Source organism: Streptomyces sp. E-08 (assembly GCF_049913095.1).
In the GTDB taxonomy this organism is placed as follows: Bacteria; Actinomycetota; Actinomycetes; order Streptomycetales; family Streptomycetaceae; genus Streptomyces.
Genome location: NZ_CP183971.1, coordinates 1,693,652 through 1,714,824, shown reverse-complemented (window position 1 = coordinate 1,714,824; position 21,173 = coordinate 1,693,652). Strand labels below are relative to the sequence as shown.

Below are 21,173 nucleotides of genomic sequence, written 5' to 3'. Positions count from 1 at the left end.
TACACCGCGGAGCCCCCCGGGGGGACCCTCGGCGGGACGCCGACGCGGCGGGGCGGGTGCCCGCCGCTACGCCGCGGCGCTCGTGGCTACGATGGGTGAGCCGGTGGTCGTAGGGGCCGCGCGGCCCACCGAACCTCGGGAAGGCCATGCTGAACAAGTACGCGCGTGCCTTTTTCACGCGTGTCCTCACACCGTTCGCCGCGTTTCTGCTCCGCCGGGGCGTCAGCCCCGACGCGGTCACGCTCATCGGCACGGCGGGGGTGATGGCCGGTGCCCTGGTCTTCTTCCCCCGCGGGGAGTTCTTCTGGGGCACGATCATCATCACCGTCTTCGTCTTCTCCGACCTCGTCGACGGCAACATGGCCCGGCAGGCGGGGATCTCCAGCCGATGGGGAGCCTTCCTCGACTCGACGCTCGACCGGGTCGCCGACGGCGCGATCTTCGGCGGCTTCGCGCTCTGGTACGCCGGCAAGGGCGACGACAACATCCTGTGCGCCGTGGCGATCTTCTGCCTCGCGAGCGGCCAGGTCGTCTCGTACACCAAGGCCCGAGGCGAATCGATTGGCCTGCCCGTCGCGGTGAACGGCCTGGTCGAGCGCGCCGAGCGCCTGGTGATCTCGCTGGTCGCCGCCGGCCTCGCCGGACTCCACACGTTCGGAGTGCCCGGCGTCGAGGTCCTGCTCCCGATCGCCCTGTGGATCGTGGCCGTCGGCAGCGCCGTGACCCTGGGTCAGCGGGTCGTGACCGTGCGCCGCGAGTCGGCCGAGGCGGACGCCGCCGCGGCCGGAGGAGGCGGGGCGGCCTCGTGAGCACCCTGAAGGAGCGCCTGAGCGACGGGCTGTACGGCGCCGGCTGGGCGACCGTGAAGAAGCTGCCGGAGCCGGTGGCGGCGGGCCTCGGCCGGCGGATCGCCGACCTCGCCTGGAAGCGGCGCGGCAAGAGCGTCCTGCGCCTGGAGTCCAACCTCGCGCGCGTGGTGCCGGACGCCACGCCCGAGCGGCTCGCCGAGCTCTCGCAGGCCGGCATGCGCTCGTACATGCGGTACTGGATGGAGTCCTTCCGGCTGCCGACCTGGAGCAAGGAGCGGGTCGAGCGGTCCATCGACATCAAGGACCGCCACATCCTGGAGGACGGCCTCGCCGCGGGGCGCGGGGTCATCCTCGCCCTGCCGCACCTGGCCAACTGGGACCTCGCGGGCGTGTGGGTGACCCGCTCGCTCGGCGTGCCGTTCACGACGGTCGCGGAGCGGCTCAAGCCGGAGTCGCTGTACGACCGGTTCGTCGCCTACCGCGAGTCCCTCGGCATGGAGGTCCTGCCCCACACCGGCGGCTCCGCCTTCGGCACGCTGGCGCGGCGGCTGCGGGCCGGCGGCCTGATCTGCCTGGTCGCCGACCGTGACCTGTCGGCGTCCGGCACCGAGGTGACCTTCTTCGGGGACACGGCGCGGATGCCCGCGGGACCGGCGATCCTCGCCCAGCAGACCGGCGCGCTGCTGCTGCCGGTGACGCTCTGGTACGACGACACGCCGGTCATGCAGGGCCGGATCCACGCACCGATCGACGTACCGGAGTCAGGTACCCGGGCCGAGAAGACGTCCCTCATGACACAGGCGCTCGCCGACGCGTTCGCCTCGGGCATCGCGGACCACCCGGAGGACTGGCACATGCTGCAACGACTGTGGCTCGCGGACCTGGACGAGCGGGAGGGACCGGCCGCGTGAAGATCGGGATCGTCTGCCCGTACTCCTGGGACGTGCCGGGCGGCGTCCAGTTCCACATCCGGGACCTCGCCGAGCACCTGATCCGGCTCGGCCACGAGGTCTCCGTCCTCGCCCCCGCCGACGACGACACGCCGCTGCCGCCCTACGTCGTCTCCGCGGGCCGGGCCGTACCCGTGTCGTACAACGGCTCCGTGGCCCGGCTCAGCTTCGGCTTCCTGTCCGCCGCGCGCGTGCGCCGCTGGCTGCACGACGGCACCTTCGACGTCGTCCACATCCACGAGCCGACCTCGCCCTCCCTCGGGCTGCTCACCTGCTGGGCCGCGCAGGGGCCGATCGTCGCCACCTTCCACACCTCGAACCCGCGCTCCCGCGCCATGATCGCCGCGTACCCGATCCTCCAGCCCGCCCTGGAGAAGATCAGCGCCCGCATCGCGGTCAGCGAGTACGCGCGGCGCACGCTCGTCGAGCACCTCGGCGGCGACGCGGTCGTCATCCCCAACGGCGTCGACGTGGACTTCTTCGCCCGCGCCGAGCCGAAGAAGGAGTGGCAGGGCGAGACCCTCGGCTTCATCGGCCGCATCGACGAGCCCCGCAAGGGCCTGCCCGTCCTCATGCGGGCCCTTCCCAGGATCCTCACCGAGCGGCCCGGAGCCCGGCTCCTCGTCGCCGGTCGCGGCGACGAGGAGGAGGCGGTCGCCTCCCTGCCGGCCGGGATGCGCTCCCGGGTGGAGTTCCTCGGCATGGTCAGCGACGAGGACAAGGCGCGGCTGCTGCGCAGCGTCGACGTGTACGTGGCGCCCAACACCGGCGGCGAGAGCTTCGGCATCATCCTCGTCGAGGCGCTGTCGGCCGGTGCGCCGGTCCTCGCCTCCGACCTGGACGCCTTCGCCCAGGTCCTCGACCAGGGGGCGGCCGGCGAGCTCTTCACCAACGAGGACGCCGACGCGCTCGCGGACGCGGCGATCGCGCTCCTCGGGGACGAGACGCGGCGCGCGGAACTGAGCGCCCGGGGCTCGGCCCATGTGCGGCGCTTCGACTGGGGGACCGTGGGGGCGGACATCCTGGCGGTGTACGAGACGGTGACGGACGGGGCGGCGGCGGTCGACACCGACGAACGAACGACCGGCCTGAGGGCCCGCCTGGGCCTGTAGGCGGGGCCCCGCACCCTGTGGGGGCCGCGCCCGGTGAGGCCCCCACAGGGTGCGGCCCCCAGGGCGTGCCCTGCGGGCCCCGCCGCCTGTGGGCCCACAGCCCGCTGCCGACGGGGCGGGCGGCGCCCACGACGAGGGCGGGCACCGCCCCGGCGGGAGGCATGCCGAGAACGGCGTGGGGCAGGGTCTCGGCATGGATTCGATCACCCGGCTCGACCTCGGTCACCTCACCCGGCCCGCCGAGGAATGGAGCGGCCCGCACGCGCGCGTGGAGCCCGTTCTCGGGTATCTCGTGCGCCACGCGGGCGTGCGGCTGGTCTTCGACACCGGGATGGGGACCGGGTCCCCCGAGACGGACGCCCACTACCGGCCCGTCCGGCACCCGCTGCCCGTCGGACCGGACGACATCGACCTGGTGGTCAACTGCCATCTGCACTTCGACCACATCGGCGGCAACCAGCTCTTCCCCGCCACCCCCGTCCTCGTCCAGCGCACCGAACTCGTCCGCGCCCGCGCCGGCGGGTACACCATCGACTCGCTCCTGCCCGGCGTCCGGTACGAGGAGCTGGACGGAGAGCACGAGATCGCACCGGGCGTGCGGATCGTGCCGACTCCCGGTCACACCGAGGGCCACCAGTCGCTCGTCCTCGACCACGGCGACCGGGTCACGGTCCTCGCGGGGCAGGCGTACGACTTCGCCCACGAGTTCGGGAGCCCGTACCTCCCCTGGCTCGACCGGCTCGGCGAGCTCGCCGGCGGCCGTCCCGCGCGTGTCCTGTTCGCCCATGACCACGACCTTTGGGAAGGTGTGCTGCCACCGCCCCGGTAGCCTGTGCGCCCGTGACCGAAACCGTGATCTGGACCGTCGTCGCGCTGATCTTCATCGGCGTCTATCTGAGCTGGACCGCCGGGAGGCTCGACCGGCTGCACGCGCGCATCGACGCCGCCCGCGCCGCCCTGGACGCGCAGCTCCTGCGCAGGGCCTCGGTCACCCAGGAGCTCGCCACCTCCGGCGTCCTCGACCCGGCCGCCTCGATCGTGCTGTACGAGGCCGCGCACGCCGCGCGGCAGGCCGAGGAGGACCAGCGGGAGGTCGCCGAGAGCGAGCTCAGCCAGGCGCTGCGGGCGGTCTTCGGCGAGCCCGAGCAGGTGGAGCTCGTACGGGAGGCACCCGGCGGCGAGGAGGCCGCGGGAGAGCTCGCGCAGGCCGTCCGGCGCGTCCCGATGGCCCGCCGTTTCCACAACGACGCCGTCCGGGCAGCCCGTGCCCTGCGCCGCCACCGCAAGGTCCGCTGGTTCCGGCTCGCAGGCCACGCGCCCTTCCCGCTCGCCTTCGAAATGGACGACGAGCCGCCGGTGGCCCTTGCTGATCGTCCGGCCTGACCCTCTCAACCTGGGAAAACGATCCACCGGGTCCACATTGGCCCTTGATGTGGACCCCAGGTGGACTGTTTCCTCATCTTGTCGTCAACCCCCGTTGTCACGAGTGAGGTATCCGTGTCCACCACGCCTTCCACCACCTTCCAGTCCCCCGAGACCGGCACCGCGCGCGTGAAGCGCGGCATGGCCGAGCAGCTCAAGGGCGGCGTGATCATGGACGTGGTCAACGCCGAGCAGGCGAAGATCGCCGAGGACGCCGGCGCCGTGGCCGTCATGGCCCTGGAGCGGGTCCCTGCGGACATCCGCAAGGACGGCGGCGTCGCCCGCATGTCCGACCCGAACATGATCGAGGAGATCATCGGCGCGGTCTCCATCCCGGTGATGGCCAAGTCCCGCATCGGCCACTTCGTCGAGGCCCAGGTCCTGCAGTCCCTCGGTGTCGACTACATCGACGAGTCCGAGGTCCTGACCCCGGCCGACGAGGTCAACCACTCCGACAAGTGGGCCTTCACGACCCCCTTCGTCTGTGGTGCCACCAACCTGGGCGAGGCCCTGCGCCGCATCGCCGAGGGCGCGGCCATGATCCGCTCCAAGGGCGAGGCCGGCACCGGCAACGTCGTCGAGGCCGTCCGCCACCTGCGCCAGATCAAGAACGAGATCGCCAAGCTGCGCGGCTTCGACAACAACGAGCTGTTCGCCGCCGCCAAGGAGCTGCGCGCCCCGTACGAGCTCGTCAAGGAGGTCGCCGAGCTCGGCAAGCTGCCGGTCGTGCTGTTCTCCGCCGGTGGTGTCGCCACCCCCGCCGACGCCGCGCTCATGCGCCAGCTCGGCGCCGAGGGCGTCTTCGTCGGCTCCGGCATCTTCAAGTCGGGCGACCCGGCCAAGCGCGCCGCCGCCATCGTGAAGGCCACCACCTTCTACGACGACCCGAAGGTCATCGCGGACGCCTCCCGCAACCTGGGCGAGGCCATGGTCGGCATCAACTGCGACACCCTCCCCGAGTCCGAGCGCTACGCGAACCGGGGCTGGTAAGCACCCATGAGCACGCCCGTCATCGGTGTCCTGGCCCTCCAGGGCGACGTACGGGAGCACCTGATCGCCCTGGCCGCGGCGGACGCCGTGGCCAGGCCGGTCCGGCGTCCCGAGGAGCTCGCCGAGGTCGATGGCCTGGTCATCCCCGGTGGTGAGTCCACCACCATCTCCAAGCTGGCCGACCTCTTCGGCCTGATGGAGCCGCTGCGCGAGCGGATCGCGGGCGGCATGCCCGTGTACGGCACCTGCGCCGGCCTGATCATGCTCGCCGACAAGATCCTCGACCCGCGCTCGGGCCAGGAGACCTTCGGCGGCATCGACATGATCGTCCGCCGCAACGCCTTCGGCCGGCAGAACGAGTCCTTCGAGGCGGGCGTCACCGTCGCGGGCATAGACACCCCCGTCGAGGGCGTGTTCATCCGTGCCCCGTGGGTGGAGTCCGTCGGCGCCGAGGTCGAGATCCTCGCGGAGCACGGGGGCCACATCGTCGCCGTCCGCCAGGGCCGGGCCCTCGCAACCTCCTTCCACCCCGAGCTCACCGGCGACCACCGCATCCACGAGCTGTTCGTGGACATGGTGCGCGCGGAACGGTGACACGATCCCGGTAGGATCTCTGGGGTTCGTTCAAGAAGTTGGTTACGCGAAGGAGACAGGCAGATGTCCGGCCACTCTAAATGGGCTACGACGAAGCACAAGAAGGCCGTGATCGACGCCAAGCGCGGCAAGCTCTTCGCGAAGCTGATCAAGAACATCGAGGTCGCGGCCCGCACCGGCGGTGCCGACCCGGAGGGCAACCCGACGCTCTACGACGCCATCCAGAAGGCGAAGAAGAGCTCGGTCCCGAACAAGAACATCGACTCCGCGGTCAAGCGCGGCGGCGGCCTCGAGGCCGGCGGCGTCGACTACGCCACGATCATGTACGAGGGCTACGGTCCGAACGGTGTCGCGGTGCTCATCGAGTGCCTCACCGACAACCGCAACCGGGCCGCCTCCGACGTCCGCGTCGCCATGACCCGCAACGGCGGCTCCATGGCCGACCCGGGCTCGGTCTCGTACCTGTTCAACCGCAAGGGCGTCGTCGTGCTCCCCAAGGGCGAGCTGTCCGAGGACGACGTCCTGGAGTCGGTGCTCGAGGCCGGCGCCGAGGAGGTCAACGACCTCGGTGAGTCCTTCGAGATCATCAGCGAGGCCACCGACCTGGTCGCGGTCCGTTCCGCCCTCCAGGAGGCCGGCATCGACTACGACTCGGCCGAGTCCAGCTTCGTCCCGACCATGCAGGTCGAGCTCGACGAGGACGGCGCGCGCAAGATGTTCAAGCTGATCGACGCCCTGGAGGACAGCGACGACGTGCAGAACGTCTTCGCCAACTTCGACGTCAGCGACGAGGTCATGGAGAAGGTCGACGCCTGATCACGGACCTTCCGAGCAGCGGGCCGACGGGACACACCCCGTCGGCCCGCTGCGTTGTCAGTGGCACCCGATAGCCTGCACGAATAGGTGATCGATAGGAGGGTGGCGTGCGCGTACTGGGGGTGGACCCGGGGCTGACCCGGTGCGGTGTCGGCGTCGTCGAAGGGGTCGCGGGCCGACCGCTGACCATGCTCGGCGTCGGCGTCGTGCGCACGGCCGCGGACGCCGACATCGGCGTGCGCCTCGTCGGCATCGAGCGCGGCATAGAGGAGTGGCTCGACCGCTTCTCGCCCGAACTCGTCGCGGTGGAGCGGGTGTTCAGCCAGCACAACGTGCGTACGGTGATGGGCACCGCTCAGGCCAGCGCCGTCGCCATGCTCTGCGCATCCCGGCGCGGCATCCCCGTCGCCCTGCACACCCCCAGCGAGGTCAAGGCCGCCGTCACCGGCAGCGGCCGCGCGGACAAGGCCCAGGTCGGGGCCATGGTGACCCGGCTCCTGAGGCTCTCCGCCCCGCCGAAGCCCGCCGACGCCGCCGACGCCCTCGCCCTCGCCATCTGCCACATCTGGCGGGCCCCCGCCCAGAACCGTCTGCAACAGGCCGTCGCCCAGCACGCCGCTGCCCGGCCCGTCACCGCGCTGAAAGGCCGTACCCGATGATCGCCTTCGTGAGCGGCCCGGTCGCCGCCCTCGCCCCCACGACCGCCGTCGTCGAGGTCGGGGGCGTGGGCATGGCCGTCCAGTGCACCCCCGGCACCCTCGCCGGCCTGCGCCTCGGTGAGCACGCCCGGCTCGCCACCTCCCTCGTCGTCCGCGAGGACTCCCTCACCCTGTACGGCTTCGCCGACGACGACGAGCGGCAGGTCTTCGAGCTCCTCCAGACCGCCAGCGGCGTCGGCCCCCGCCTCGCCCAGGCCATGCTCGGCGTGCACAGCCCCGACGCGCTGCGCCTCGCCGTCTCCACCGGCGACGAGAAGGCCCTCACCGCCGTCCCCGGCATCGGCAAGAAGGGCGCCCAGAAGCTCCTCCTCGAACTGAAGGACAAGCTCGGCGCCCCGCTCGGCAGCAGCGGCCTGGTCGGGGCCCAGCGCGCCGTGGCCTCGGGACCCGCGCCGTGGACCGAGCAGCTGTCCGCCGCCCTGATCGGCCTGGGCTACGCGAGCCGCGAGGCCGAGGAGGCCGTCGGCGCCGTCACCCCGCAGGCCGAGGCCGCCCTCGCCGAGACCGGCACCGCGCCCGTGCCGCAGCTGCTCCGCGCCGCACTGCAGACCCTCAACCGGGCCCGCTGACCTCCCGTACGAAGAGGAAGACCATCACCGTGAACTGGGACGACGACAGCACCGCCGAGCCGGACGCGCGCCTCGTGGGCGCCTCCGCCGAGGGCGACGACCAGGCCGTCGAGGCGGCCCTGCGCCCCAAGGACCTCAGCGAGTTCGTCGGCCAGGAGAAGGTCCGCCAGCAGCTCGACCTCGTGCTCAAGGCCGCCCGCCAGCGCGGCGCCACCGCCGACCACGTGCTGCTCTCCGGCGCCCCCGGCCTCGGCAAGACCACCCTCTCGATGATCATCGCCGCGGAGATGAACGCGCCGATCCGCATCACCTCCGGCCCCGCCATCCAGCACGCCGGCGACCTCGCCGCGATCCTCTCCTCCCTCCAGGAGGGCGAGATCCTCTTCCTCGACGAGATCCACCGCATGTCGCGGCCCGCCGAGGAGATGCTCTACATGGCGATGGAGGACTTCCGCGTCGACGTCATCGTCGGCAAGGGCCCCGGCGCCACCGCCATCCCCCTGGAACTCCCGCCCTTCACCCTGGTCGGCGCCACCACCCGGGCCGGACTGCTGCCGCCCCCGCTGCGCGACCGCTTCGGCTTCACCGGCCACATGGAGTTCTACGACCCGGCCGAGCTCCAGCGCGTGATCCACCGCTCGGCCGGACTCCTCGACGTCGAGATCGACGCCGCCGGCGCCGCCGAGATCGCCGGCCGCTCCCGCGGCACGCCCCGCATCGCCAACCGCCTGCTCCGCCGCGTCCGCGACTACGCGCAGGTCAGGGCCGACGGAGTGATCACCCGGGAGGTCTCCGAGGCGGCCCTCAGCGTGTACGAGGTGGACAGCCGCGGCCTCGACCGTCTCGACCGCGCCGTCCTGGAGGCCCTGCTCAAGCTCTTCGGGGGCGGACCGGTCGGCCTGTCCACCCTCGCGGTCGCCGTGGGGGAGGAGCGCGAGACCGTCGAGGAGGTCGCCGAACCCTTCCTCGTACGCGAAGGCCTGCTGGCGCGCACACCCCGTGGCCGGGTCGCCACTCCGGCGGCATGGACGCACCTGGGACTCGTTCCGCCGCAGGCTGTGGGCCCGGCCGGGCCAGGAAGCGGACAACAGGGGCTCTTCGGGGCGTGACGGTGCGGACACTCGCCCGGACCGGAACCAGGGTGCGATGCTGGACGTTGTTCCATCGATGCGGACTCGCCTAGACTCCGCCGTTGCCGCCCTTTCTGGTCGGCGCGCCCACCCCCGAAGATCAGGCCGCGGGTTCTCCGCGACCGTGCGAAGGAAACCCGTCCCGTGAGCATCGTGACCCTCCTCCCCTTCATCGTCCTCATCGGGGCCATGTTCCTGATGACCCGCTCTGCCAAGAAGAAGCAGCAGGCGGCGGCGCAGATGCGCAACGAGATGCAGCCCGGCACCGGCGTACGGACGATCGGGGGGATGTACGCCACCGTCAAGGAGATCGGCGACGAGACCGTTCTCCTCGAGGTCGCGCCCGGCGTGCACGCGGTCTACGCCAAGAACGCGATCGGCGCGGTCCTCGAGGACTCCGAGTACAACCGGATCGTCCACGGCGACGACGAGGAGTCGGACTCCGACACCGTCGTCCCGGACGACGCCTCCTCGCTGACCGAGGCCGCCGAGGCCACGGACAAGGACGCCGAGACCGTCGAGGACGCGCCGAAGGCCGACCTCACGAAGAAGTCGGACGCGGCCGAGGCCGCCGCCGAGGGTCAGAAGGACGGCAAGGCCGACGGCGAGACCGACGCGAAGTAGTCGCGGCCGGGGGCCCCGCGCACGCCCACAGGCGTGCGCGGCCCCCGGAACGGTTCCACGTCTGCGGGGGCAGGTCCCCACACACACTTCGTGGCCGTCCCACGCATACCCGGCGTGAGGCGGTTGGACAGGGAGATACGACAGGTGGCAGCACCGAAGAAGGGCCGAAGGCCGGCGGGGGGACAGAGCCGTCCGGGCCGCGCCCTGGCACTCATCCTGATCGCCATGGTCGCGCTCACCGGCGGGATGTTCTGGTCGGGGCACACCACCCCGCGCCTCGGCATCGACCTCGCCGGCGGTACGTCGATCACGCTCAAGGCGAAGGCCGAGCCCGGCCAGGAGTCGGCGGTCAACGAGACCAACATGAACACGGCGGTCGGCATCATCGAGCGCCGTGTCAACGGTCTGGGTGTCTCCGAGGCCGAGGTTCAGACGCAGGGCGCCGAGAACATCATCGTCAACATCCCTCGCGGGACGAACGAGAAGCAGGCCCGCGAGCAGGTCGGCACCACCGCCCAGCTCTACTTCCGGCCCGTTCTCGCCGTGGCGGCCGCCGCGCCGCAGCCGGCGCCGAGCGCCACCCCCTCGGGCACGCCGAAGCCGTCCGCCTCGGCCTCCTCCGGCGCGAAGGTCGGTGAGAAGTCGGCCACCCCGACCGCCACCGCCTCGACGCAGGGCCGCGCGCTCACCGAGGCCCTCAAGGCCCCGAGCCCCACGCCGACGGCCACGTCTTCCGCGAAGCCGAAGGCCACCGGTACGCCGCAGGCGACCCCGAAGCCCGACGCCGCCACCGCGGCGCTGGAGCAGAAGTTCACCACGCTGAACTGCCTCGATGCCAAGGCGCGCACCGACGCCGGTCAGGGCGTCAAGCCGTCCGACCCCACCGTGGCCTGTGGCAAGAACGCCGTCGGCCAGTGGGAGAAGTACCTCCTCGGCCCGGCCGAGGTCGACGGCAAGGACGTCGACAACGCCAAGGCCGGCCTGGACCAGCGCACCGGCCAGTGGATCGTGGACATGGAGTTCACGGACGCCGGCTCGAAGAAGTTCCAGTCGATCACCAGCAAGCTGTCGCAGCAGACCGAGCCGCAGAACCAGTTCGCGATCGTCCTGGACGGCGAGGTCGTCTCCGCGCCGCGCGTCCAGACCACGCTGAGCGCCAGCGCCCAGATCTCCGGCAGCTTCAACCAGCAGTCCGCCCAGGACCTCGGCAACGTCCTGTCCTACGGCGCCCTGCCGCTCGCCTTCCAGACCCAGAGCGTCGACACCGTCACCGCCGCGCTCGGCGGGGACCAGCTGCAGGCCGGTCTCATCGCCGGCGCCATCGGCCTCGCTCTCGTCATCATCTACCTGGTCGTCTACTACCGCGGCCTGTCGCTGATCGCCATCCTCAGCCTCGCCGTCTCGGCGCTCCTCACCTATGTGCTCATGGCCCTCCTCGGCCCGGCCATCGGCTTCGCGCTGAACCTGCCGGCCGTCTGTGGCGCCATCGTCGCCATCGGCATCACCGCGGACTCGTTCATCGTGTACTTCGAGCGCATCCGCGACGAGCTCCGCGAGGGACGCACGCTCCGCCCGGCCGTCGAGCGCGCCTGGCCGCGCGCCCGCCGCACCATCCTGGTCTCCGACTTCGTGTCGTTCCTGGCCGCGGCCGTGCTGTTCATCGTCACCGTCGGCAAGGTCCAGGGCTTCGCGTTCACGCTCGGCCTGACCACCCTGCTCGACATCGTCGTGGTGTTCCTCTTCACCAAGCCGGTCATGACGCTGCTCGCCCGGACCAAGTTCTTCGGCAACGGCCACGCCTGGTCCGGTCTGGACCCGAAGCGGCTCGGCGCCAAGCCGCCGCTGCGCCGCACCCGCCGTGCCCACGCCCCCGTCGACGCGAAGGAGGCGTGAGATGTCGAAGCTCGGCGATCTCGGCGCCCGGCTCCACCGCGGTGAGGTCGGTTACGACTTCATCGGCAACCGCAAGATCTGGTATGGCCTGTCCATCCTGATCACCATCACCGCCATCGTCGCCCTGGCAGTCCGCGGCCTGAACATGGGCATCGAGTTCCAGGGCGGCGCCGTCTTCACCACCCCGAAGTCGGAAGTCTCCGTCAGCCAGGCGCAGGAGTACGCGGAAGAGGCCTCCGGCCACGACGCGATCGTCCAGAAGCTCGGCAACGGCTCCCTGCGCATCCAGGTCGGCGGCCTCGACACCGCCAAGTCCGACCAGGTCCGCGCGGAGCTCGCCAAGGACCTGAAGCTCCCCGAGGACAAGATCGCGGCCGAGCTCGTCGGCCCGAGCTGGGGTGAGCAGATCGCCACCAAGGCCTGGACCGGTCTCGGGGTCTTCATGATCCTCGTGGTGATCTACCTGGCCATCGCCTTCGAGTGGAGAATGGCGGTCGCGGCGCTGATCGCCCTGATCCACGACCTCACGATCACGGTGGGCATCTACTCACTGGTCGGCTTCGAGGTCACCGTGGGTACGGTCATCGGTCTGCTGACGATCCTCGGTTACTCGCTGTACGACACCGTCGTCGTCTTCGACTCCCTCAAGGAGCAGACGAAGGACATCACGAAGCAGACCCGCTTCACCTACAGCGAGATGGCCAACCGCTCGATCAACGGCACCCTGGTCCGTTCGATCAACACCACCGTCGTCGCGCTGCTGCCGGTCGCCGGCCTGCTCTTCATCGGTGGCGGCGTCCTCGGCGCGGGCATGCTCAACGACATCTCGCTGTCGCTGTTCGTCGGCCTCGCCGCCGGCGCGTACTCCTCGATCTTCATCGCCACCCCGCTCGTGGCCGATCTCAAGGAGCGCGAGCCGTCGATCAAGGCGCTCAGGAAGCGCATCATGGCCAAGCGCGCGAGCGCCGCGGCCAAGGGCGAGGCGCCGGACGAGCTGGACGACCTCGCCGAGGCCGCCGTCGTCGGCCCCCGGGCGAGCCGTCGCGGCGCCCAGGAGCGCCGAGGATGACCGCCGAGGCCCAGGACGTCACCGAGCTCCTGCTCAGCCGCATCCGTGACGTACCCGACTATCCGAAGCCGGGCGTGCTGTTCAAGGACATCACGCCGCTGCTCGCGGACCCGGGGGCGTTCACGGCGCTGACCGACGCCCTCGCCGCGCTGTGCTCCGCGCACGGCGCGACGAAGATCGTCGGCCTGGAGGCCCGCGGCTTCATCCTGGCCGCCCCGGTGGCCGTCCGCGCGGGCCTGGGCTTCATCCCGGTCCGCAAGGCCGGCAAGCTCCCCGGGGCCACGCTCCGCCAGGCCTACGAGCTTGAGTACGGCACCGCCGAGATCGAGGTGCACGCCGAGGACCTGGCCGCGGGCGACCGCGTCATGGTCATCGACGACGTCCTCGCCACCGGCGGCACGGCCGAGGCCTCCGTCGAGCTGATCCGCCGCGCGGGCGCCGAGGTCGCGGGCGTCGCCGTCCTCATGGAACTCGGCTTCCTCCCGGGCCGCGCCCGACTGGAACCGGCCCTGTCCGGCGCCCCGCTCACGGCGCTGATCACGGTCTGACATCGGGGTTCACCCCGAAGGGGCGCTCCGGGGAATCCCCGGGGCGCCCCTTCGCGTTCTTCCGACGTGGCCCCCGCGCTGCCCGTGCGGGAGGCGTCCGAAACCCGGGTGCGTGAGCACGGGCACAGTTGGCTCGATACGATGGCCTTTCCGGGCCTGACCGGGGGACCCGGAACCTCCCCCAGACTCCGTCCGGGGGGACCCGCAGAGGAGCGCTTCTTGCCAGACGAGGCCCAGTCACTCTCCGCCGCGCAGCCCGACCCGAAGGCCGAGAAGGCCGCGCCGGGGACCGGCACGCCCCAGAACAAGCCAGCGGAGACCAGGCCCACGCCTGCTGCGCCCGCCCCCGCGCCCGCCGCCCCCGAGCGGCCCGCGCCCGCCCGCTCCGGCGGCTCGTCGAACCGCGTCCGGGCCCGCCTGGCCCGGCTCGGCGTGCAGCGCTCCTCCCCGTACAACCCGGTCCTGGAACCGCTGCTGCGGATCGTCCGCTCCAACGACCCCAAGATCGAGACCGCGACGCTCCGCCAGGTCGAGCGGGCCTACCAGGTCGCCGAGCGCTGGCACCGCGGCCAGAAGCGCAAGAGCGGCGACCCGTACATCACGCACCCGCTCGCCGTCACCACCATCCTCGCCGAGCTCGGCATGGATCCGGCGACCCTGATGGCCGGGCTGCTCCACGACACCGTCGAGGACACCGAGTACGGCCTGGAGGACCTGCGCCGCGACTTCGGCGACCAGGTCACCCTGCTCGTCGACGGCGTCACCAAGCTCGACAAGGTCAGGTTCGGCGAGGCCGCCCAGGCCGAGACCGTCCGCAAGATGGTCGTCGCCATGGCCAAGGACCCGCGCGTCCTGGTCATCAAGCTCGCCGACCGCCTGCACAACATGCGCACCATGCGCTACCTCAAGCGGGAGAAGCAGGAGAAGAAGGCCCGCGAGACCCTCGAGATCTACGCGCCCCTGGCCCACCGGCTGGGCATGAACACCATCAAGTGGGAGCTGGAGGACCTCGCCTTCGCGATCCTCTACCCCAAGATGTACGACGAGATCGTCCGGCTCGTCGCCGAGCGCGCCCCCAAGCGGGACGAGTACCTCGCCATAGTGACCGACGAGGTCCAGACCGACCTGCGCGCCGCCCGCATCAAGGCGACCGTCACCGGCCGCCCCAAGCACTACTACAGCGTCTACCAGAAGATGATCGTCCGCGGCCGTGACTTCGCGGAGATCTACGACCTGGTGGGCATCCGCGTCCTCGTGGACACCGTCCGCGACTGCTACGCGGCCCTCGGCACCGTCCACGCGCGATGGAACCCGGTCCCCGGCCGGTTCAAGGACTACATCGCGATGCCCAAGTTCAACATGTACCAGTCGCTGCACACGACGGTCATCGGTCCCAACGGCAAGCCCGTCGAGCTCCAGATCCGGACCTTCGACATGCACCGGCGCGCCGAGTACGGCATCGCCGCGCACTGGAAGTACAAGCAGGAGGCCGTCGCCGGCGCCTCCAAGGTCCGCGCCGACGTGCCGAAGAGGACCGGCAAGGACGACCACCTCAACGACATGGCGTGGCTGCGCCAGCTCCTCGACTGGCAGAAGGAGACCGAGGACCCCAGCGAGTTCCTGGAGTCCCTGCGCTTCGACCTCTCCCGCAACGAGGTCTTCGTCTTCACACCGAAGGGCGACGTCATCGCGCTGCCCGCCGGCGCCACCCCCGTCGACTTCTCGTACGCCGTCCACACCGAGGTCGGCCACCGCACGATAGGGGCGCGGGTCAACGGGCGGCTCGTGCCGCTCGAATCGACCCTCGACAACGGCGACCTGGTCGAGGTCTTCACCTCCAAGGCCGCCGGCGCCGGGCCCTCCCGCGACTGGCTGGGCTTCGTCAAGTCCCCGCGCGCCCGGAACAAGATCCGCGCCTGGTTCTCCAAGGAGCGCCGCGACGAGGCCATCGAGCAGGGCAAGGACGCCATCGCGCGGGCCATGCGCAAGCAGAACCTGCCGATCCAGCGGATCCTGACCGGCGACTCCCTCGTCACCCTCGCCCACGAGATGCGCTACAGCGACATCTCCTCGCTGTACGCGGCGATCGGCGAGGGCCATGTCACGGCCCAGTCCATCGTGCAGAAGCTGGTCCAGGCGCTCGGCGGCGAGGAGGCCGCCACCGAGGACATCGACGAGACGGCCCCGCCGACCCGCGGCCGCTCCAAGCGGCGCTCCAGCGCCGACCCCGGTGTCGTCGTGAAGGGCGTCGAGGACGTCTGGGTGAAGCTGGCACGCTGCTGCACGCCGGTGCCCGGCGACCCGATCATCGGGTTCGTCACCCGGGGCAGTGGCGTATCGGTTCACCGCAGCGACTGCGTCAACGTCGAGTCGCTGTCCCGGGAGCCGGAGCGGATCCTGGAGGTCGAGTGGGCCCCGACCCAGTCCTCGGTCTTCCTGGTCGCCATCCAGGTCGAGGCGCTGGACCGCTCCCGACTCCTCTCGGACGTCACCCGGGTACTCTCGGACCAGCACGTCAACATCCTGTCGGCGGCCGTCCAGACCTCCCGCGACCGGGTGGCCACCTCGCGCTTCACCTTCGAGATGGGCGACCCGAAGCACCTGGGGCACGTCCTGAAGGCCGTGCGGGGCGTGGAGGGCGTGTACGACGTCTACCGAGTGACCTCGGCCCGCAGGCCGTAGCCGGTCCGCACGAGGAAGGCCCCCGGCGCGATGCCGGGGGCCTTCCTCGTACAGCGGGAGAACCGAGGCGTCAGCCGCCGAACTCCTCCAGGCCCTTCAGGGCCTGGTCGAGCAGCGCCTGGCGGCCCTCCAGCTCGCGGGCGAGCTTGTCGGCCTTGGCGTCGTTGCCGGCGGCGCGGGCCGCGTCGACCTGCTTGCGCAGCTTCTCGACGGCGTCCTGGAGCTGACCGGTCAGACCCGCGGCACGCGCACGCGCCTCCGGGTTCGTCCGGCGCCACTCGGCCTCCTCGGCCTCCTGGATCGCCCGCTCCACCGTGTGCATCCGGCCCTCGACCTTGGGACGGGCGTCACGCGGGACGTGGCCGATGGCCTCCCAGCGCTCGTTGAGGGAACGGAAGGCCGCGCGCGCCGCCTTCAGGTCCGACACCGGCACCAGCTTCTCGGCCTCGGTCGCGAGCTCCTCCTTCAGCTTGAGGTTCTCGGTCTGCTCCGCGTCCCGCTCGGCGAAGACCTCACCGCGCGCCGCGAAGAAGACGTCCTGGGCGCCGCGGAAGCGGTTCCACAGGTCGTCCTCGTGCTCGCGCTGGGCGCGGCCGGCCGCCTTCCAGTCCGCCATCAGCTCGCGGTAGCGGGCCGCCGTGTTGCCCCAGTCGGTGGAGTTCGACAGCGACTCCGCCTCGGCGACCAGGCGCTCCTTCGCCTTGCGGGCGTCCTCGCGCTGGGCGTCCAGGGACGCGAAGTGGGCCTTGCGGCGCTTCGAGAACGCCGAGCGGGCGTGCGAGAAGCGGTGCCACAGCTCGTCGTCGGACTTGCGGTCGAGCCGGGGGAGGCCCTTCCAGGTGTCCACGAGCGCCCGCAGCCGCTCGCCCGCGGAGCGCCACTGCTCGCTCTGGGCCAGCTCCTCGGCCTCGGTGACGAGCTTCTCCTTGGCGGAGCGCGCCTCGTCGGTCTGCTTGGCCTTCTGGGCCTTGCGCTCCTCGCGGCGCGAGTCGACCGACTCGACGAGCTTGTCCAGGCGGGTCGCGAGCGCGGCCAGGTCACCGACGGCGTGGTGCTCGTCGACCTGGTGCCGGATGTGCTCGATGGCCGCGGTGGCGTCCTTCGCCGAGAGGTCGGTGGTCCTCACCCGCTTCTCGAGGAGGCCGATCTCGACAACCAAGCCCTCGTACTTGCGCTCGAAGTAGGCCAGGGCCTCCTCAGGGGTGCCGGCCTGCCACGATCCGACGACCTTCTCGCCCTCGGCCGTCCGCACGTACACGGTGCCCGTCTCGTCGACGCGGCCCCACGGGTCGCTGCTCACAGCGCCTCCTCACCATGATGCCGTCGCGGGGTCGTACCCCCCGGGCATCGTCCACAGTTTCCCGGCGGGCCTCGCCCGCCTTCCGCAGCGCGGCCGACGGCCCACGCTGCACAACGCCAATCTAGGCGAACCGCGGCCCGGCTGTCCGCACTCAGCGCGACCGAGATTCGGCGGTCGCGCGCGCGTGCGGACGAGCGGGCTCACTTCGGCGCGCGGGCTCACTTCTTCGCGACGGTCGCCTTCTCGACGGTGACGGGCTTCTTCGGGGCGCCGTCCGTGGCACCGCCGTCGACGCCCGCCTTCGCCACGTCCTGGACCGCCTTGAGTCCGGCCGCGTCGATCTTCCCGAAGGGGGTGTAGCTCGGCGGCAGCTTGGTGTCCTTGTAGACGAGGAAGAACTGCGAGCCGCCCGTGCCCGGCTGCCCGGTGTTGGCCATGGCGACGGTGCCGGCCGGGAAGGTCACCGTGCCGTCCGCGCCCGCCTTGCCGAGGGCGGTCAGGTTCTCGTCGGGGATCGTGTAGCCGGGGCCGCCGGTGCCGTCGCCCTTGGGGTCGCCGCACTGGAGCACGTAGATGCCCTGGGTCGTGAGGCGGTGGCACTTGGTCCCGTCGAAGTACTTCTTGTCGGCGAGGTGCTTGAAGGAGTTCACCGTGTGCGGCGTCTTCGCCGCGTCCATGGTGATCGTGATCTCGCCTTCGTTCGTCTTGAGGGCCATCGCGTACGTGGCCTTCTGGTCCACGGTCAGCTTCGGCTCGGGGCCCGCCGACTCGCTCTCCGTGGGCGCCGGGGTGCTGGGCGTGCCCGTCGGGTCGCCCGCCGCGCCGGGCGAGCCCTTCGACGAGTCGTCCGTCAGCTCCACGGAGGCGTACACGGCGGCGCCCGCCGCCAGCACCACCGCGAGCGCGGCCGCGACCACGGTGTTGCGGCGCTTCGCCTTGAGCCGGGTCTCCTCCCGACGCTGCTGCTGCCGCGCGTACTTCTCCCTGGCAAGCTGCCGCCGTCGCTGATCGCTGGTGACCACCGGGTCCGCTCCTTGTCGCTCGTCTGTTCCTGTCCTGGCCGGATGTGCCCGTACCGTATACGGGTTGGCTGTGGAACCGGCACCGCCGGTAGGCTCTGATCTGCCGCATTCTGCGATTTCCGCGGGTTCCGCGAATTCCGCGCCTCCGTGCCGGACGACAACTAAGGACGAACGTGCTGATTGCCGGGTTCCCCGCCGGGGCCTGGGGGACCAACTGCTATCTGGTCGCCCCCGCCGCAGGCGAGGAGTGCGTGATCATCGACCCGGGCCACCAGGCCGCCCAGGGTGTCGAGGAGACGCTGAAGAAGCATCGGCTCAAGCCCGTCGCCGTCGTCCTCACCCATGGACACATCGACCACGTCGCCTCCGTCGTTCCGGTGTGCGGCGCCCATGACGTCCCCGCGTGGATCCACCCGTCCGACCGCTACATGATGAGCGACCCGGAGAAGGCCCTCGGCCGCTCCATCGGGATGCCCCTCATGGGCGAGCTGACCGTGGGAGAGCCCGACGACGTGCGCGAGCTCACCGACGGCGCGCAGCTGAAGCTCGCCGGTCTCGACTTCTCCGTCGCCCACGCGCCCGGTCATACCAAGGGGTCGGTGACCTTCCGGATGCCCGAGACCACGGAGATCCCCTCCGTGTTCTTCTCCGGGGATCTGCTGTTCGCCGGCTCCATCGGACGCACCGACCTTCCCGGCGGTGACATGGACGAGATGCTCGCGTCGCTGGCCCGCGTGTGCCTGCCGCTCGACAACTCGACCGTGGTGCTGTCGGGACACGGTCCCCAGACGACCATCGGCCAGGAGCGCGCCACCAACCCCTATCTGCGGGACGTGGCCGCCGGCCTCGGGAGCACGGACGCTCCCCGACGAGGAATGTGACGACTCACGTGAGCACCTTCAAGGCCCCCAAGGGCACGTACGACCTGATCCCGCCCTACTCCGCCCAGTACCTGGCGGTCCGGGACGCGATCTCCGGACCCCTGCGGAAGTCCGGCTACGGCTACGTCGAGACCCCCGGCTTCGAGGACGTGAACCTCTTCGCCCGCGGCGTCGGCGAGTCCACCGACATCGTCAGCAAGGAGATGTACGCCTTCGAGACCAAGGGCGGCGACAAGCTCGCCCTGCGTCCCGAGGGCACCGCCTCCGTGCTGCGCGCCGCCCTGGAGGCGAACCTCCACAAGCAGGGCAACCTGCCGGTCAAGCTCTGGTACTCCGGCTCGTACTACCGCTACGAGCGCCCGCAGAAGGGCCGGTACAGGCACTTCTCCCAGGTCGGTGCCGAGGCCATCGGCGCCGAGGACCCGGCCCTCGACGCCGAGCTGATCATCCTGGCCGACGAGGCCTACCGCTCCCTCGGCCTGCGGAACTTCCGCATCCTGCTGAACTCGCTCGGCGACAAGGAGTGCCGCCCCGTCTACCGGGAGGCCCTCCAGACCTTCCTGCGCGGGCTCGACCTCGACGAGGACACCCTGCGCCGCGCCGAGATCAACCCGCTGCGCGTCCTCGACGACAAGCGCGAGGCCGTGCAGAAGCAGCTGACCGAGGCGCCGCTCCTGCGCGACTACCTGTGCGACGCGTGCAAGGCGTACCACGAGGAGGTGCGCGCCCTGATCACCGCGGCGGGCGTCGTCTTCGAGGACGACCCCAAGCTGGTCCGCGGCCTCGACTACTACACCCGCACCACCTTCGAGTTCGTCCACGGCGGTCTCGGCTCGCAGTCGGCGGTCGGCGGCGGCGGCCGCTACGACGGCCTCTCCGAGATGATCGGCGGCCCCGCGCTGCCGTCGGTGGGCTGGGCCCTCGGCGTGGACCGCACGGTCCTCGCCCTGGAGGCGGAGGGCGTCGAGCTCGACATCCCCGCCGCCACCAGCGTCTTCGCCGTCGCCATCGGCGAGGAGGCCCGCCGTCTCCTCTTCGGCAAGGTCACCGAGCTGCGCAGGGCCGGAGTCGCCGCAGACTTCTCCTTCGGCGGCAAGGGCCTCAAGGGCGCCATGAAGGACGCCAACCGCTCGGGAGCCCGCCTCGCCGTCGTCGCCGGCGAGCGCGACCTCGCCGAGGGCGTCGTCCAGCTCAAGGACATGGAGTCCGGAGAGCAGCAGGCCGTCACCCTGGACGCCCTCGTGGACGCCGTACGCGCCAAGCTGGCCTGATCCACCGTGAGGAAGGGCCCGGACCGCACCCCGGTCCGGGCCCTTCCTTATCTCCCGCGAACGGCCGGACCGCAGGTCGGTGTTGCAGAATGACCCTGCCCACAAGGCCGGTCGAGCGAGGGAAAAGGTGACATGGCGAAGGCAGCGGTGGACGAGGTCGGCTCCGGCCGGGACGGCGGCGGCACGATCGGGGCGAGCCGGGCCTTCTCCTGGCTCCTCGTGATCACCGGAGCGGCCGGACTGCTCGCCGCCTGGGTCATCACCATCGACAAGTTCAAGCTCCTCGAGGACCCCGACTTCACGCCGGGGTGCAGCCTCAACCCGATCGTGTCCTGCGGCAACATCATGAAGAGCGAGCAGGCCTCGGTCTTCGGCTTCCCGAACCCGATGCTCGGCCTCGTGACGTACGCCATGGTCATCGCGATCGGCGTGGGCCTGCTCGCCGGAGCCCGCTACCGCCGCTGGTACTGGCTCGGCCTCAACGCCGGCACCCTCTTCGGCGTCGGCTTCTGCACCTGGCTGATGTACCAGTCGCTGTACGAGATCAACTCGCTCTGCCTGTGGTGCTGCCTCGCCTGGGTCGCCACCATCGTCATGTTCTGGTACGTGACCTCGCACAACGTCCGCCTCGGCGTGATCCCCGCCCCCGGCGGCCTGAAGACCTTCTTCGACGAGTTCACCTGGATCCTGCCCGTCCTGCACATCGGGATCATCGGCATGCTGATCCTCACCCGCTGGTGGGACTTCTGGACCAGCTGACGGAGACCGGACT

The 21,173-nt window shown here is 71.1% G+C and carries 21 protein-coding genes; 19 read left to right on the top strand and 2 right to left on the bottom strand.

The window, feature by feature from the left end; genetic code table 11:
• Positions 1–146: 146 nt before the first annotated feature.
• From pgsA to ACN9MM_RS07715, 16 genes are all read left to right on the top strand, one after another.
• Positions 147–809 (top strand): phosphatidylinositol phosphate synthase, encoded by a 663-nt coding sequence (gene pgsA, locus ACN9MM_RS07790; protein ID WP_382866934.1) that lies wholly within the window; start codon positions 147–149, stop codon positions 807–809.
• On the top strand, positions 806–1,720 hold the full coding sequence (locus ACN9MM_RS07785; protein WP_426362943.1) for a phosphatidylinositol mannoside acyltransferase: 915 nt from the start codon (positions 806–808) through the stop codon (positions 1,718–1,720). Before pgsA ends, ACN9MM_RS07785 begins: the two co-directional genes overlap by 4 nt.
• Complete coding sequence (locus tag ACN9MM_RS07780) at positions 1,717–2,871, top strand: glycosyltransferase family 4 protein (RefSeq protein ID WP_426362942.1); 1,155 nt, start codon at positions 1,717–1,719, stop codon at positions 2,869–2,871. The genes ACN9MM_RS07785 and ACN9MM_RS07780 overlap by 4 nt, the downstream gene beginning before the upstream one ends.
• Before the next feature lie 193 nt (positions 2,872–3,064).
• On the top strand, positions 3,065–3,700 hold the full coding sequence (locus ACN9MM_RS07775; RefSeq protein ID WP_426362941.1) for an MBL fold metallo-hydrolase: 636 nt from the start codon (positions 3,065–3,067) through the stop codon (positions 3,698–3,700).
• Positions 3,701–3,711: 11 nt separating this feature from the next.
• Positions 3,712–4,254 carry a hypothetical protein gene (locus tag ACN9MM_RS07770; RefSeq protein ID WP_382866922.1) on the top strand — a complete coding sequence of 181 codons (543 nt, stop codon included), beginning with the start codon at positions 3,712–3,714 and terminating at the stop codon, positions 4,252–4,254.
• Between the two features lie 114 nt (positions 4,255–4,368).
• Positions 4,369–5,283: a pyridoxal 5'-phosphate synthase lyase subunit PdxS gene (gene pdxS, locus ACN9MM_RS07765; protein WP_189804419.1), complete on the top strand. Its 915-nt coding sequence runs from the start codon at positions 4,369–4,371 to the stop codon at positions 5,281–5,283.
• 6 nt (positions 5,284–5,289) lie between these two features.
• A complete protein-coding gene (gene pdxT / locus ACN9MM_RS07760; RefSeq protein WP_382866916.1) occupies positions 5,290–5,877 on the top strand; it encodes a pyridoxal 5'-phosphate synthase glutaminase subunit PdxT in 588 nt (195 codons plus the stop codon).
• A gap of 63 nt (positions 5,878–5,940) precedes the next feature.
• Complete coding sequence (locus ACN9MM_RS07755; RefSeq protein WP_382866913.1) at positions 5,941–6,693, top strand: YebC/PmpR family DNA-binding transcriptional regulator; 753 nt, start codon at positions 5,941–5,943, stop codon at positions 6,691–6,693.
• 107 nt (positions 6,694–6,800) lie between these two features.
• Positions 6,801–7,352 carry a crossover junction endodeoxyribonuclease RuvC gene (gene ruvC / locus ACN9MM_RS07750; RefSeq protein WP_189804416.1) on the top strand — a complete coding sequence of 184 codons (552 nt, stop codon included), beginning with the start codon at positions 6,801–6,803 and terminating at the stop codon, positions 7,350–7,352.
• Positions 7,349–7,981, top strand: coding sequence for a Holliday junction branch migration protein RuvA (gene ruvA / locus ACN9MM_RS07745; protein WP_382866909.1), 633 nt, complete (start codon positions 7,349–7,351; stop codon positions 7,979–7,981). Before ruvC ends, ruvA begins: the two co-directional genes overlap by 4 nt.
• Before the next feature lie 29 nt (positions 7,982–8,010).
• Complete coding sequence (gene ruvB, locus ACN9MM_RS07740) at positions 8,011–9,090, top strand: Holliday junction branch migration DNA helicase RuvB (RefSeq protein WP_426362940.1); 1,080 nt, start codon at positions 8,011–8,013, stop codon at positions 9,088–9,090.
• A gap of 165 nt (positions 9,091–9,255) precedes the next feature.
• Positions 9,256–9,735: a preprotein translocase subunit YajC gene (gene yajC, locus ACN9MM_RS07735; protein WP_426362939.1), complete on the top strand. Its 480-nt coding sequence runs from the start codon at positions 9,256–9,258 to the stop codon at positions 9,733–9,735.
• A gap of 144 nt (positions 9,736–9,879) precedes the next feature.
• On the top strand, positions 9,880–11,628 hold the full coding sequence (secD, locus tag ACN9MM_RS07730) for a protein translocase subunit SecD (protein ID WP_426362938.1): 1,749 nt from the start codon (positions 9,880–9,882) through the stop codon (positions 11,626–11,628).
• Between the two features lies 1 nt (position 11,629).
• A complete protein-coding gene (secF, locus tag ACN9MM_RS07725) occupies positions 11,630–12,697 on the top strand; it encodes a protein translocase subunit SecF (RefSeq protein ID WP_426362937.1) in 1,068 nt (355 codons plus the stop codon).
• On the top strand, positions 12,694–13,245 hold the full coding sequence (locus tag ACN9MM_RS07720; RefSeq protein WP_426362936.1) for an adenine phosphoribosyltransferase: 552 nt from the start codon (positions 12,694–12,696) through the stop codon (positions 13,243–13,245). The genes secF and ACN9MM_RS07720 overlap by 4 nt, the downstream gene beginning before the upstream one ends.
• 219 nt (positions 13,246–13,464) lie before the next feature.
• A complete protein-coding gene (locus tag ACN9MM_RS07715) occupies positions 13,465–15,927 on the top strand; it encodes a RelA/SpoT family protein (protein ID WP_426362935.1) in 2,463 nt (820 codons plus the stop codon).
• A gap of 70 nt (positions 15,928–15,997) precedes the next feature.
• Here the strand turns inward: ACN9MM_RS07715 and ACN9MM_RS07710 are convergent, their stop codons facing one another.
• Together ACN9MM_RS07710 and ACN9MM_RS07705 are read right to left on the bottom strand one after the other, a co-directional pair.
• Positions 15,998–17,227, bottom strand: coding sequence for a DUF349 domain-containing protein (locus tag ACN9MM_RS07710; protein ID WP_426362934.1), 1,230 nt, complete (start codon positions 17,225–17,227; stop codon positions 15,998–16,000).
• 218 nt (positions 17,228–17,445) lie between these two features.
• Positions 17,446–18,249, bottom strand: a complete 804-nt coding sequence (locus tag ACN9MM_RS07705; protein ID WP_426362933.1) for a peptidylprolyl isomerase — start codon at positions 18,247–18,249, stop codon at positions 17,446–17,448.
• Between the two features lie 173 nt (positions 18,250–18,422).
• On the opposite strand from ACN9MM_RS07705, the gene ACN9MM_RS07700 reads away from it, so the two are divergent.
• The 3 genes from ACN9MM_RS07700 (at position 18,423) to ACN9MM_RS07690 (ending at position 21,160) form a co-directional block, all read left to right on the top strand.
• A complete protein-coding gene (locus ACN9MM_RS07700) occupies positions 18,423–19,130 on the top strand; it encodes an MBL fold metallo-hydrolase (protein ID WP_116161998.1) in 708 nt (235 codons plus the stop codon).
• A gap of 8 nt (positions 19,131–19,138) precedes the next feature.
• Positions 19,139–20,401, top strand: coding sequence for a histidine--tRNA ligase (gene hisS, locus ACN9MM_RS07695; protein ID WP_426362932.1), 1,263 nt, complete (start codon positions 19,139–19,141; stop codon positions 20,399–20,401).
• A 132-nt stretch (positions 20,402–20,533) separates the two neighbouring features.
• Entirely contained in the window at positions 20,534–21,160 is a 627-nt protein-coding gene (locus ACN9MM_RS07690; protein WP_426362931.1) for a vitamin K epoxide reductase family protein, read from the top strand.
• Positions 21,161–21,173: the final 13 nt, after the last annotated feature.